Raw genomic sequence first — 14,347 nt, forward strand, 5'->3', positions numbered from 1 at the left:
CATGCTACAATGAAGACGATTACAGCCTGGCGGGAGCGGAATCGGATGCACGTCATTGATCTTATTCGAAACAAGTTGAAATGGAAGCTCATGATCGTCATCTCGGCGCTCATCCTGTTTGTCGTCACCATTATCGGCACCGTCAGCTATTGGCAGACGTCGAGAACGATCAAGAGGGATGTCCAGCGGCTAAGCAATCAGGTGCTGAAGCAGGCAAATTTGAATCTGGAGCGTTATTTCAAGGGGTATTCGCAAGGGTTCCTGCTCATTTCGCTCTCGCCGGACCTGGAGAAGTGGCTGCAGGTCGAGAAGGAAAACATGCTCGATTCGGTCCTGTATTACCAAAAAATCAACGACGTATATGTGCAGCCTTTTCTCTACCAATACCCCGAAATTTTATCCCTTACGCTGTACAATACGAACGGCAATGAAATCAGCCGGACGTTCCGGAACGGGTTCAAGCGGAACTATAAATTTACCGAGTCCGGACTGGATGCATTCCTGAATGACAATTATACGGTGGACGTCCGCTGGTCCCGCGACTATCTCGACTACAAAGGGGACGAAGTGGAAATCCCGGTCATCACGATGGTCAAAAAGCTGCGGTACGGCCAGCATACCGGGTATTTGAAAATCGACATCGACCTGGACCCGGCGCTGCGCATCGTCAACGAACTCGAAATCGGGGACAAAGGATACGGATTCATCAGCGACAGTGCGGGGCGGATTATCGCGCATCCGGACGAATCCCTGATTACGGCCCGCATGCCCGAGGAGCTGATCGCCGGAATGGGGAATCGGGCGAACGGCAGTTTTTTTCGGGAAGATACGCATGAGTTCGTGCTCTTTCGGTCGATGGATTCTTCCGACTGGAGGACGGTCGTCGTCGTCCCTTATCACGAATTTGCCAGCAGCATCTACTTTATCCGGAAGTTTACGGCCATCGTGGCGGCCGCGGCGCTGTTTTGCTCCATCCTGCTCGCCATTGGCATCTCCGCCTCCTTTACGAAACGAATTGCAAAGCTTCGAAAAATTATTAAAAATACGGCCCGGGGAAAATTCGACGTGAAAGCCGACATCGGGGGGACGGATGAAGTGGCCGAGCTCGGCATGGCCTACAATGCGATGCTGGAGGACCTGGACAATACCGTGAATGCCTTGGCCGAAACCAAAGTGGCGCAGCAAAAAGCGATCCTCTCGGCGCTTCAATCGCAGATCGACTCGCATTTTCTGTACAATACGCTGGAGTCGATCAACTCGCTCGCCGCGCTTTCCGGCCACACGCAGATCGAACAAACGACGATCGCATTGTCCAAGATGCTGCGCTACACCTCGGATTATAAGGGGACCGTCGTGCCGGTCGAAGACGAGATCCGGCATTTAAGCAATTATTTGGACATTATGAAGATCCGGATGGGCGATGACCTCGAGTACGTTCTGGATATCGATTCCCGCTGCCTGTCGGGCTTCTGCCTGAAGGCGATCATGCAGCCGATCGTGGAGAACAGCATGAAGCATACCGAGGTGCCGATGGATACGCCTTTGCGGGTTTGGATTACGGTAGGTTTCGCCGTATACGACAATACGGAATATCTGGTTATACGGGTCGTCGACAACGGGCAGGGCTTCAGGAAAGAGAAGCTGGAGGAAATCGCCGGACATATCCGGCAGATCAACATTTCACCGCTGCATCATCAGCACGCCAACATCGGTCTGTTGAACATTCATTTTCGGTTGAAAATGTATTATCCCCACGACACGCATACCGGAATCGTGCTCGGCAATGCCGACCGAGGCTCCGGCGCGGCGGTCGAAATCAGGTTTCCGTTCCAAACGCATGCGAAGCAGGAGGTCAGTGCCGATGTATTACAGCGCAATCATTGTGGATGACGAGCATCTCATTCGTTCGAGTCTGGCGAAGAAGGTGAACGATTATCGCCTGACGATTGCGGCCGGAACGGCGGCCAACGGCGTGAAATGCCTGGAGTGGCTTAAGCGCTGGTATACCGACATCTGCATTACCGACGTGCGGATGCCGCATATGGACGGTCTGGAGCTGCTGCGGCAGATCCATGACCATTATCCGTGGATGACCTGCATCGTCGTCTCCAGCTATGACGATTTCGCCTACGTACGCACCAGTCTGCAATTGAACGCGGTCGATTATGTGATGAAGCCCGTGGAGCAGAGCGTACTGAACGCTGCGCTCGAAGCGGCGATCGGCAAGCTCCGGCAAACCCGCAAGCATCAGGCGCTATCCATTCTGATGAGAAAATTGCCGCATCATGTCGACATGCTGGAGCGTTGGGTCGACATGATTCAAACCGTCCAGATGGAGAAGCGGCAGCTGCTTATCGTGGATACGCTGGAGATGTTCGAATCCTGGGCGGACGATCAGCATTACTTGCTGAACGAGTTCGCGAACGTATGGCTGGAATTGGTGCTGGAGCGCATCAAGAAGGAGAAGGTCGTGCTGGAACTGCCGGAAGACGAGCTGCCGGGATTGGACGAAAAACCGATATCGCTGGAACACAAGCGGTTCTTCTTCCGGCTCGTTTGCGTCGGACGGCTTCAGACGGGCATGCAGAAAATATCGGAGGTCATAAAAGAGATCAAAAGCAGCGCCACCCACAAAACCGTCGAACAGGTGAAGCAATACTTGAACGAGCACTATGCCGAGAAAATCAATCTTCAGGATGTGGCGGATGCCGTATCGCTGAGCAGGACCTATTTGGCCAACCTGTTCAAGCAGGAGACGGGTACGACGATCTGGAGCTATCTGGTTGCGGTCCGGATGCGGCATGCCAGAGAACTGCTGCTGAACAGCACGCTCAAAAGCTATGAAATCGCCTTGAAAGTCGGGTACGAGAACAGCATTCATTTCTCCAAGCTGTTCAAGGAGCAGTACGGATTAAATCCGATGGAATACAAGAAGCGGATGCAGGGCTGAGCCGCACTGCGACGATCGAAGCGGCGCGGCCGGCTGCTAGCGGGCGGCGGTTCGCAGCTTCGTTCGGGCCGGGCTAATACTCCGCGCCGCGGACTTTCGAGAAGACCATCGTATCCCGCAGCGTACCGTCCACGGCGCGCTCGTCGCGGCGAAGGACGCCTTCCAATGTGAAACCCGAGCGCTCGGCTACCCGGGCGCTTCGCGTGTTGCGGGCGTCGCATCGGATTTCGATTCGGTTCGCTTCCAGCTCCTGTACGGCGAATTTCACAATCGCCTCCACGGCTTCTGTGATCAGCCCTTGCCCGCGAAATGAAGTGCGGACCCAATAGCCGATTTCAAACCGGCGCGCCCGCCAGTCGATCCGGTGGAGGCCGCTGCAGCCGACCAATTGGCCGGTTTCTTTCAGAATCAGATGGAGCCTGAGATCCCGTCGCTCCAGAAATTGCAGCCGGGCGTGCCGGACATTCGCTTCGGTCTGTTCGACGGTCGGCACGGTTTGCGCCCAGGGCATCCAGGGGCGCAATTGTTCGATGCTTTCTTTCACCGCTTCATTGACTGCCGCTCCGTCTCCCCACAGCGGAGCGCGGATCAGCAGCCTGCCGCTCTCGAAGCTCTCCGGAAAGGACCGTAAAATCGGATCGACACCGCTTGTTTCCATCCCCGTCATCTCCCCCGAAAATATTTTGATAACCATAACATAAGGCATACGTTTGTTCAAGGGCATAATCGCCCGGACGCCGTTCGCGATAATTTACAATAATTTTGGTAAGGGCCATACCGTTCTGTCGTATAATTAGGATGATAGTCCTACTATTCGTTACGGAGGTAACCTTATGAAATCAGTCCTGAATTTCGCCCACCGAGGAGCGTCCGGTTATTGCCCGGAAAATACGATGGCGGCGTTTCGGCGTTCCATCGAGCTGGGCGCTACAGGAATCGAGACCGACGTTCAGATGACGTCGGACGGACAGCTCGTGCTCATTCACGACGAGTCGCTGAAACGGACGGCAGGCTCGTCCAGGCTGGTGAAGGATGTGACGCTGGAAGAACTGCAGCAGCTGGATGCGGGTTCGTGGTTCGATCCGGCGTTTGAGGGCGAGCGTGTGCCGACGCTCCGGGAGCTTCTTGAGCTGGCCGCTCCCACCTCGTTCGTCATCAATCTGGAATTGAAAAACGGCATCATTCAATATGAAGGGCTGGAGGAGGCGGTCATTGAAGAGGTTCGCCGGTTCGGCATGAGCGACCGCATCATTATATCCAGCTTCAACCATTATTCGCTCGTGAAATGCAAGCATCTTGCCCCCGAGATTCGAACCGGCATCCTGTACATGGAAGGCTTGTACGAGCCATGGGAATATGCGGCGCGGGTCGGCGCGGAGGCGCTTCACGCTTATTATTACGCGGTTATTCCCGAATGGGTGGCGCAGGCGGCCGAACGTGGAATCGCTTACCATCCGTTTACCGTCAACGACGCTGACGTGATGCGCAAGCTGATCGACGCCGGCGTTGCAGGCATTATTACCGACTATCCCGACCGGCTTGCCGAACTGCTTCATGACGCGGGAACGGGGGGATAGAGCGGATGAAAAAGACGTGGCTGCTTGGCTTCGGATTTTTCAGCATCAGCATTACCTGGGCGTTGTACAACGCGTTCGTTCCGTTCTTTCTCGATTCGTTTCTGACCAGCACGGCGATGATCGGGTTTATGATGACGATCGACAACTATTTCGCCCTGTTCCTGCAGCCGTGGATCGGAAACCGCAGCGACAAGACGTCCACCCGGTTCGGACGGCGCATGCCCTACCTGCTTGTCGGGATGCCGCTCGCCGCCTTGTTCGTTATTCTGATACCGCTACATACGAGTTTCGTGACGCTGGTCTTGTTTATGGTGCTCATGAATCTTGCCATGAGCGTCTACCGGTCGCCGACGATCGCGCTGATGCCGGATATAACGCCGGAAGCGCAGCGGACGAAGGCGAACGGCATCATCAATTTCATGGGCGGCATCGGGGGCATTATCGCGTTCGGCGCCGGTTCGGTCCTGTACGGCGCGAACCCTTCCTTTCCGTTCATAGCGGCGGCGGCGATTACGTTGATCTCGATGCTCATTCTGTACCGGAACGTCAAGGAAAGCCGGGACTCGGTCGTCCCGTTCGAGGCCGAGACGAAGCGAATCAAGCTGCGCGGCGAACTGGACCGCACGACCGTCATGCTGCTCGCGGCGATCTTCTTCTGGTTCGTGTCGTACCAGGGCGTCGAAGCGCTGTTCACCTTGTACGGCAAGCATCATTTGGGACTTAAAGAAAACGCGGCTTCCTTCTCGCTCACGTTCTTCTCGCTGTTCTTCGTCCTGTTTGCGCTGCCAAGCGGCTGGCTCGGCAGCCGAATCGGCAAGAAGAAGATGATCATGATCGGCGTGTGCGGCTTGTTCGCCGTATTCGCCGCCATGCCGCTCATTCAGTCGGTCGTCCTGCTTCGCGTTATGCTGGCGATTGGCGGCATCTTCTGGGCATGCATCAACATCAACTCTTATCCGTTCGTCGTTTCGACTGGCGCCGAACGGAGTATCGGCACGCGGACCGGACTGTATTATCTCGCGTCTTCGCTCGCCGCGCTCTCTTCGCCGCCGCTGCTCGGTCTTGTCATCGACCAGTTCGGCTACGTCTCGCTCTTCGTCTGCGCCGCGGGCGGCATGCTGCTCGCGCTGCTGTTCCTGCTGCTGGTCAGGCATGACGGCAATGCCGTTCGAGCCGGCGCGCAGGCTGCGGACTCTGCCGCACGGTAAATATAAGCCGCTGTCAAGGAACCGGGGATGCGTACGATGCGCGTCCCCGTTTCCTTCGTTTCTTGTGTTTCCTTGATTCGGGGCAAGCAACTCAGGACAACGATTCGTAAAGCAGAGGACAAATACAGAATCGGGAAAGTCATTTACAATGGATATGATTGAAAACGATTACATGGTGAAAGGGGAATTTCGTAATGTGGAAACGCATGCTCATTTGTCCGCTGCTGCTAGCCCTGATCGGAGTCAGCGTCGTCGGAAGCGCCGGCGCCGCGGATGCGGCGGGCGTGGAAGGAAAGGCGCTATCCTTCTCGGGACTCGGAGAACCGCAGGATCTCGCGCGCCGATTGCGGTCAGACAGACGTTCGACGCGGCATTCGGGGTGGAGGACGGCGCCAACGTCATGTACACGACCGTGTCCGGCAGCCCGTCGGCGGGGGAATCCGCCATCTTCAACGTCGTCGATATCGACAATGAGAAGCTGCTGCGATCGTTTCCGCTTGCCGGCGTGGCGAGCTCATGGACGCATGTCCGGGTGCCGAACGGGGAAGTATTTATCGGCACGACGAGCAAAGTGTTCGTCTATTCGCCGGAGACGAAGCAAGTGCGGGATCTGGGCATCCCGATTCCGGGGACGGGGTCGATCTATTCGTTGGTGCATGACGAGGAAGGGAATGTGTACGGCGGCATTTATTCGCCTACGGCCGGGGGACGCGTGTTCAAGATCGACGGGCAAACGTATGAGATGACCGATCTGCTCGGCAGGCCGGTCGATAACGGCGAAGCGCCGGGAGACGACGGGAAGAGCGAAATGTACGTCCGTTCGCTGGCTTACCATAACGGCTATTTGTATGCGGGGACCGGCTCGGCAAACGGACGCGTGTGGAAGATCGACCTGGCGACGAAGGAAACGGCTTCCATCGGCATGCCGGAGCTGCCCGATGCCTATAAGAGCAAGGAAAACAGCATGCAGTTCGTATACGGTTTGACGGTGGTCGGCGACGAGCTGTACGTGTTCTGGAACGGCACGTTTACGATGCATGTATACAATATGAAGAATGGGGAATGGCGCGACAAAACGATCGAAAATGTCCGGGGACTGCTTGCGGTCACGCCGGAGCATAACGGCAAAGTCTATACGAACAAGCGGGACAAGTACATGTGGGAAATCGATGTCGAGACGCTGGAGGAGCGTCAGGTCATGTACTTCGACGGATCGATCCGCAGCAGCGCCTGGCTGCACGTAGCCAACCAGCCGGAATTTCCGGGCATAGCGATGGTCACGGTTTCGTATGACGGAGCGGCAGTGCTGTACGACCCGCCGAACGGCAAAATGCGGCAGATGAACGCCCTGGTCGATTCGCAGGCGATCAACATTCAAGCGCTGGAAACGGGTCCGGACGGCAAACTGTATATGAGCAGCTACGGAGACGGGGGAGCGCAGTACGATCCGGCGGCGAACCGGTTCGTCAATTTCCCGCTGCCGCAGTCGGAAGGGATCGGCTCGCTCGGCGACACCGTCTACTTCGGCGTATATCCGAAGGCGCAAATTCTCGCCTACGACACGACGACGCCGCTGTCGACAACCGCCGCACCCGCCCATCTGTTCGATGTCGGGGAAGCGCAGGACCGTCCGTTCGTCGTTACGGCAGGGGCGGGCAAGCTGTATATCGGCACGATTCCGGGTTATGGCGAGCTGGGCGGCGCCATTACTGTCTACGATCCGGATGCTTCCGCTTCCGAGGGCCGTCCGGTTTACGAAGTATTCCGCAACGTAGTCGAGAACCAGAGCATTTCCGGGCTGCTGTATGCGAACGGTCTCATATACGGATCGACGACGGTGCATGGCGGCCTCGGCAGCGTGCCGGCGGCGGACAAGGCGAAGCTCTTTGTTTGGGACCCGGCAGCCAAGCGCAAGGCGGCGGAATGGGAGCCGCAGCTCGAAGGCAAATCCGCCTCGAACGGCATGATCAGCGGATTGACGCTTGGCCCGGACGGTCTCATCTGGGCGGCGATGGACGGGGTCATCTTCGCATTCGACCCTGTGACGAAGGAAATCGTCAAATCCAGAAATCTGTATCCGTCTGTGACGAACTACGGCAGCTGGCGGCCGATCCATCAGCGCTGGGGCGCGGACGGTCTGCTGTATTCCGACGTCGCGGGCAGGCTTGTCGCGCTGAATCCGGATACGCTGGAGTTCCGGGAGCTGTCTCCCCAGGTCGTGCTGTTTACGCTGGATGAACAGGATAATGTATATGCCGCCAAGGCAACCCGGCTTTACAAATATGCGGCCGCCAGGCCGGGAACGTTGACGGTGGCGGGACCCGGGCATATCGCCGTCGGGCAGTCCGTTCCGCTGACCGTTGCGGGCGAACTGTTCGGCTGGGACGTCGATCTCGCATCGGCCGCCACCATCACCGTTTCGGATCCGCAAATTGCGGTCGTGGAGAACGGCATCCTGACCGGCTTGCAGGAAGGCACGGTTACGTTGACCGCTTCGTTCCGGGGAACCGTCTCGCAGCCGGTAACCGTCGAAATCGCGGATGTCGATCTGGATATCCGCAATGCCGGTTTTGAAGAGACCGGCGCCCACGGGGCGATCCCGGGCTGGTCGCTCGCAGGGAAGGCAAAGCCGAACGATATCGCCGAAATTTCGTCCGACCGCTTCGCATCGGGAGACCGCAGCCTGAAGCTGGTCAACCAGGACAATGGCGCAGGCAAGCGGATTGCCGTGCAATCGGATTTGATCGAGGTGCTTCCGGAGATGCCGTACGCCGCTTCAGTCAAGCTGTACCTGGACGCCCGGGACAAGGGCAAGCCGGTAGCGGACAGCGCGGCGGAAATCCGGCTCGCCTTTTACGACGCGGAAGGCGGTGAACTTCCGCAGCAGACGGAAGCGGCAGCGCGTATTGACGGGCCGATTGGACAATGGACGGAAGCCGCCGTTTCTTCCACGGCGCCCGCCGCCGCCCGTTATGTGCGCTTATTCATCATCAACGAAGCGCAGCGCAACGTGGCCGTTTATGCGGATGACGCGTCGATCGTCATGAAGGAATAAAAGGCCGCGTGAAAACATAAACGTATGACTGTCCGCATTTGGCGCGGGCGGTCTTTTTTTCATGCGCATGGCCGATGTCACATAACTTGACAAAAGTATTGACGAAGATCATCCCTGTAATGTAAATTTTTACATTTAAAGGGGGATGGACCATGCGCAATGAAAAGACGCATTTGCTGTTCGTTTACGGTACGCTTCGGCTCGGCGAGTCCAAACACGGCCTGCTTGAAGGGTCGCGCTGCGCGGTCCCGGAAGCCTGTATCGAGGGCGCGCTCGTCGATACCGGTTATGGCTATCCGGCCGTGCGGCAAGGAACGGGCCGCGTGTACGGGGAAATATACGAGATCGATGAAGAGACGCTGCGGCGGATCGATGCGCTCGAAGACTATTACGGCCCCGGGGACCCGCGCAATCTCTACGAGCGGGTGCAGACGACGGCCGGCACGGACCGGGGCGATATTCCGGTACTGGCCTATGTGTCGGATCGTTTCGCCGGCGCTTCCCCCATTCCGTCCGGAGACTGGAAGCAATATCGGAAAGCGAAGACCTCATAGCCTTGATTATACGGCGCTTCTTGGCTATGCTATTGTGAAACATACTTGATTGCGGTTATGTGAAGAGGAGAAAGGAAGCGAGAGATATGGAATGGCTGGATGAAAATCTCTGGTTGAAGCTGGGACTTTCGGCTTTGCTCGGCCTGATCATCGGATTGGAGCGCGAGCTGAAGAGCAAGCCGCTTGGCTTGAAAACAAGCCCGGTCATTGCGATTATCAGCTGTTTGTTAACGATCGTGTCGATCGAATCGGCTTATCTGTCGCCGGGGAGCGATGCGGTGCGGATTCAGATGGACCCGCTCCGGCTCGCCGCCCAAATCGTATCCGGAATCGGCTTTCTCGGTGCGGGCGTCATTTTGAAACGGGGCAACGACCATATTTCCGGCCTGACTACGGCCGCGATGATCTGGGGTGCCGCGGGCGTCGGCATCGCCGTCGGAGCAGGCTTTTACTATGAGGCGATCATCGTCACGGCGCTGCTGATGATTACGGTCGAGCTCCTTCCGCTTCTGCTCAGCAAGCCGCTCCGGCTGATGAAGAAAGAGCATCTGATTAAAGTGACGATCAGCGACAAATCGAGCATCGAGCCGATTCTCGATAGGCTGAAAGCGGAAAAATCGAGATTTCCCAATGCCGGATCAAGGCGATAAAAGAAGAATCGATGTCGCTTCTGGAAGTAAGGACAAGGGTTAACGTCAAAATTACGATCACCGATCTGTATAAAATGATTTCGAATATGGACGATGTGGTCGGAGTCGAAATTATGAACTAGTCGCCCTAAATAGGATATAATAGGAAACAAAAATCCAAAATGGACAAGGAGATCCCGATATGACTCATTTCGAACAGAAGCTCGAGCGCTATGCCGAGCTGATCGTCAAAATCGGCGTGAACGTTCAGCCGGGACAGCAGGTCTATGTTACCGGTTCGGTCGAAATCGCGCCGCTGGTGCGTCTGGTGGCAAGCAAGGCATACGAGGCGGGGGCGGGCAACGTCCATGTCGACTGGACGGACGAGACGCTGTCGCGGTTGAAGTATGAAAAAGCGGCCGACGAATTTTTACGGTATATCCGGAATGGGAGGCGGCCAAGCGGAATGCGTTCGTCGACGCGAATGCCGCGTTCGTCTCGATCGTGTCGCAAAACCCGGATTTGCTCAAAGGCATCGATCCGCAGCGGATCAGCAATTTTCAGAAGGCGGCCGGCAAGGCGCTGGAGTATTACCGCAGGGCGGCCCAATCGGACAAAGTCAGCTGGACGGTTGTCGCCGCGGCGTCGAAGGATTGGGCGGAGAAGGTGTTCCCCGGGGAAAGCGGCGACAGCGCGGTAAATAAGCTGTGGGATGCGATTTTCAATGCGGTGCGCCTGAACGCGGACAACCCGGTCGAAGCGTGGAAGCGGCATAACGCCAATTTGCACGCCAAAGTGGATATTTTGAATGCCAAGCATTTTCACAAGCTGCACTATACCGCACCGGGCACGGACCTGACGATCGAGCTGCCCGAGAAGCATGTCTGGGTGGGGGCGGCGAGCACAAGCGCAAGCGGCGTCTCGTTCATGGCCAACATGCCGACCGAGGAAGTGTTCACGGTTCCTTACCGCAACGGCGTCAACGGCTACGTATCCAGCACGAAGCCGCTCAGCTACGGCGGCAACATTATCGACAACTTCAAGCTGACGTTCGAGAACGGCCGTATCGTGAAGGTGGAGGCGGAGCGGGGGCAAGAAATTTTGCAGCGTCTCGTCGACACGGACGAAGGTTCGCACTATCTGGGCGAAGTCGCGCTCGTGCCGCACGAGTCTCCGATTTCGCAGTCGAACGTCCTCTTCTACAATACGCTGTTTGACGAGAACGCCTCGAACCATCTGGCGATCGGCAGCGGCTATGCGTTCAACGTGGAGGGCGGCAAGGAGATGTCCCCCGAAGAGCTGGAGGCCTGCGGTGTCAACAGCAGCATTACGCATGTCGATTTCATGATCGGTTCCGCCGAAATGGATATTGACGGCATTCATAAGGACGGGACGAGAGAGCCGGTTTTCCGTCAAGGGAACTGGGCAATCTGATCGTTCCCCTGTCCCGTCCTCACGATCGAGTAGCCCTGCCGGGAAACCGGCGGGGCTTTTTGCGTTTCCCGGCTCGCAGAACCTTTAGATTTTCTCTATTTTATTAAGATTGCATCGTTGTTTTTGTTTGCGGAGCTCCAGCATAATGAAAGGCATGAGACCCGATACGGCACACGTTCTCATCCCACATTTAAAGGAGTTCTTCACATGAATGTAACCGAGGTGCTAAGACGCAAACGTTCGCAAACCCGGGTCGCGATTCGGAAAGATTGGGACCTGTATTTCATGCTTGTCCCCGGCCTTCTGTTTCTGCTGCTGATGAAATATACGCCGATGTACGGCCTTGTGATCGCGTTCCAGGATTTCAGCATTTTTAAAGGCATCGGGGGCAGTCCGTGGGTCGGCTGGAAGCATTTCGAGAAGCTGATCGGGCATGAGCAATTTCTGAATGTGCTGGCCAACACGCTGATCATCAGCTTTTACAAGCTGATCTTCCTGTTTCCGGCGCCGATTATGGTCGCGCTGCTGATGAACGAGCTGCGCAAAATGCTGTTCAAGCGCATCATCCAATCGGTTATTTATTTGCCGCATTTCATCTCCTGGGTCATTATCAGCGGCTTGTTCATCAACCTGCTGTCGCTTAACGACGGAATCGTCAATACGGTGATCGAGAAGCTGGGCGGCGAGAGGATCGCCTTCTTCATGGATCAAGCCGTTTTCCGTCCGCTGCTTGTGTTCACCGAAGGCTGGAAGGAAGTCGGATGGGGGACGATCGTGTACCTGGCGGCCATGTCCGGCATCGATCCGCAGCTGTACGAAGCGGCCAAGATGGACGGCGCCGGCAAGCTGCGGCAGATGATCCATATTACGCTGCCCGGCATCTTCTCCACCATCGTGCTGATGCTGATTTTGCGTCTCGGCAGCATGCTGGAAGCCGGAACCGAGCAAATTCTCGTCATGTACAATCCCGTCGTCTACGATGTGGCCGACGTCATCGGCACCTACGTCTATCGCGTCGGTCTCGGTGCCTCCGATTACAGCTTCTCGACGGCGGTCGGCATGTTCGAATCGGTCGTCGCCTTTATGCTGGTCGTGTCGGGCAATGCGTTCTGCAAGAAGTTTCTCGGAAGGAGCATCTGGTAATGGAACTGGCGAACGAACGCGCCGGGCGGCGGCGCAGCGGCGGCAACGCGATCAAGGAATCGGCCGGCGAGAAAATATTTGCCGTATTCAACTACGCCTTCTTCGTCGTGCTGGGGACGATCACCTTGTTCCCGTTTCTCAACGTGATCGCCAAGTCGTTCAGCAGCGAGGCCGCGGTCGTCTCCGGCATCGTCACAATTTTTCCGATCGACTTTCAGGTGGGGACGTACGAGCTCGTACTCGGCAACAAGCAGTTTATCAATTCGTTTCGCATCACGATCATCGTCACGCTCATCGGAACGCTGGCTTCGCTGCTGATGACCGTGCTGGCCGCCTATCCGCTGTCCAAGCCGAATTTGAAGTTCCGCAAGCCGATCCTTTTGATTTACGTGTTCACGATGCTGTTTAACGGCGGCATCATCCCGACCTACCTGGTCATGCGGGAGCTGCAGATGATCAACACGATATGGGCCTTGTTCGTGCCCGGCCTGATCAGCGTGTTCAACATGCTTATCGTGAAAACTATTTCGAAGCGCTGCCCGAAAGTCTGGAGGAATCGGCCAAGCTGGACGGCGCTTCGAATACGCGGATTTTGCATACGATCATCCTGCCGTTGTCCAAGCCCGTGCTGGCGACGATCGGCTTGTTCTACGCGGTGAATTTGTGGAACAGCTACTTTAACGCCATGATTTACATTACGGCGCCGGAGCTGAAGACGCTCCAGCTTTATTTGAAGGAGCTGATCGCCTCGACGCAGGAGGTGATGACGACGGCCGGCCAGGTCGACGTCAGCCGGGATTTGAATCAGACGCCGGAGGCGGTTCGGGCCGCGTCGATTGTGACGGCGACCGTTCCGATTCTGCTCGTCTATCCTTTTCTGCAAAAGCATTTTGTGAAAGGGGTACTGGTCGGCTCCGTTAAAGGCTGAAGGTTAAAGGCTAGAGGTAATGTCAGATTTCCTTTCATTGCTCGCGTTTTTAATGCGGCGATGAAAGGTTTTTCTGTTATCATAGTAACGAAATACAAGTCCATAACGGGGGGACACCGAGTTGAAAGCGATCATCGTAGACGACGAGCCGATGACCCGAAGCGGTTTGCGGCGTTTTGTCGATTGGGAAGGGCTGGGGATCGAAGTCGCAGGCGAGGCGGAAGACGGCATCGAGGCTTACGAGCGGTTCGTTCAGGTGCGGCCGGATATCGTATTATGCGATGTCCGCATGCCGCGCATGGACGGAATCGCTTTCGCGCAGCGCGTCCGTGAAATCGACGTGGACTGTAAAATCATTTTTTAAGCGGATACAACGATCTCGATTATTTGAAGTCGGCGATCAAGCTGCAGGCCGTCGATTATATGCTGAAGCCGATTCAAATGGACGAACTCGGCAAGCTGCTGAAGGAAACGGTACGAAATATTTCCGACGCGAGGCGGAAGCGGCGGGAGCTTGAGGAACTTCAGTCGATTCGCGAACAGTTCGACCACTCCAAGCCCGAGCTGATCGAACATCTGGTCAAATTGATCGTGCAACCCGTTCCAGACTCCGCGCCGGAAGGCGCTCCGATCGAAGAGCGGCTCGGGCAATTGGCGCCGTCCTTTCCGGCGCGCGGCTTCTATCAATGCGTCGCGTTCGAGTTCCGGGACGAGGAAGCGAGATCCCGCTGGCGGACGGAAGCGCAGGAAGCGGCAGCGGAGCTGGAGCTTCCGGTGCTGACCGCCCTGACCGACGGCATGGGTATCGCTTGCGCCGCGCTGTCGTCGCGCGCGCGCGACCGCGTGGGCCTCTGGGCTGAACCGACTTA

At 56.6% G+C, this 14,347-nt stretch carries 9 protein-coding genes and 4 pseudogenes; 12 read left to right on the forward strand and 1 reads right to left on the reverse strand.

Annotation, left to right across the window (positions count from 1 at the left end):
- Positions 1–45: 45 nt before the first annotated feature.
- Both PACILC2_RS01075 and PACILC2_RS01080 read left to right on the forward strand, forming a co-directional pair.
- The gene (locus PACILC2_RS01075) at positions 46–1,890 is read left to right on the forward strand and encodes a sensor histidine kinase (RefSeq protein WP_213526917.1); all 1,845 of its coding nucleotides are present in this window, start codon (positions 46–48) and stop codon (positions 1,888–1,890) included.
- Positions 1,862–2,950 carry a response regulator gene (locus tag PACILC2_RS01080; RefSeq protein WP_213526919.1) on the forward strand — a complete coding sequence of 363 codons (1,089 nt, stop codon included), beginning with the start codon at positions 1,862–1,864 and terminating at the stop codon, positions 2,948–2,950. The genes PACILC2_RS01075 and PACILC2_RS01080 overlap by 29 nt, the downstream gene beginning before the upstream one ends.
- A 73-nt stretch (positions 2,951–3,023) precedes the next feature.
- Here PACILC2_RS01080 and PACILC2_RS01085 read toward each other — a convergent pair whose 3' ends face one another.
- A complete protein-coding gene (locus tag PACILC2_RS01085) occupies positions 3,024–3,608 on the reverse strand; it encodes a GNAT family N-acetyltransferase (protein ID WP_213526921.1) in 585 nt (194 codons plus the stop codon).
- A gap of 175 nt (positions 3,609–3,783) precedes the next feature.
- Here PACILC2_RS01085 and PACILC2_RS01090 point away from each other — a divergent pair, with 175 nt between their 5' ends.
- The 10 genes and pseudogenes from PACILC2_RS01090 to PACILC2_RS01135 form a co-directional block, all read left to right on the forward strand.
- Positions 3,784–4,527 (forward strand): glycerophosphodiester phosphodiesterase, encoded by a 744-nt coding sequence (locus PACILC2_RS01090; protein ID WP_213526923.1) that lies wholly within the window; start codon positions 3,784–3,786, stop codon positions 4,525–4,527.
- 5 nt (positions 4,528–4,532) lie between these two features.
- Positions 4,533–5,735 carry an MFS transporter gene (locus tag PACILC2_RS01095; RefSeq protein WP_213526925.1) on the forward strand — a complete coding sequence of 401 codons (1,203 nt, stop codon included), beginning with the start codon at positions 4,533–4,535 and terminating at the stop codon, positions 5,733–5,735.
- Between the two features lie 379 nt (positions 5,736–6,114).
- A complete protein-coding gene (locus PACILC2_RS01100; protein WP_213526927.1) occupies positions 6,115–8,790 on the forward strand; it encodes a hypothetical protein in 2,676 nt (891 codons plus the stop codon).
- Between the two features lie 152 nt (positions 8,791–8,942).
- A complete protein-coding gene (locus tag PACILC2_RS01105; RefSeq protein WP_213526929.1) occupies positions 8,943–9,344 on the forward strand; it encodes a gamma-glutamylcyclotransferase family protein in 402 nt (133 codons plus the stop codon).
- A gap of 86 nt (positions 9,345–9,430) precedes the next feature.
- Positions 9,431–10,116: pseudogene (locus PACILC2_RS01110) on the forward strand (MgtC/SapB family protein).
- A 59-nt stretch (positions 10,117–10,175) separates the two neighbouring features.
- Positions 10,176–11,407: pseudogene (locus tag PACILC2_RS01115) on the forward strand (aminopeptidase).
- A gap of 207 nt (positions 11,408–11,614) precedes the next feature.
- On the forward strand, positions 11,615–12,550 hold the full coding sequence (locus tag PACILC2_RS01120; protein WP_213526931.1) for an ABC transporter permease: 936 nt from the start codon (positions 11,615–11,617) through the stop codon (positions 12,548–12,550).
- Positions 12,550–13,478: pseudogene (locus PACILC2_RS01125) on the forward strand (carbohydrate ABC transporter permease). Before PACILC2_RS01120 ends, PACILC2_RS01125 begins: the two are co-directional and overlap by 1 nt.
- 121 nt (positions 13,479–13,599) lie before the next feature.
- On the forward strand, positions 13,600–13,842 hold the full coding sequence (locus tag PACILC2_RS01130) for a response regulator (protein ID WP_213526933.1): 243 nt from the start codon (positions 13,600–13,602) through the stop codon (positions 13,840–13,842).
- 23 nt (positions 13,843–13,865) lie between these two features.
- Positions 13,866–14,347 (forward strand): annotated as a pseudogene (locus PACILC2_RS01135) (hypothetical protein); the annotation flags it as partial.

The organism is Paenibacillus cisolokensis, assembly GCF_018403665.1.
Taxonomy (GTDB): Bacteria; Bacillota; Bacilli; order Paenibacillales; family Paenibacillaceae; genus Paenibacillus_AH; species Paenibacillus_AH cisolokensis.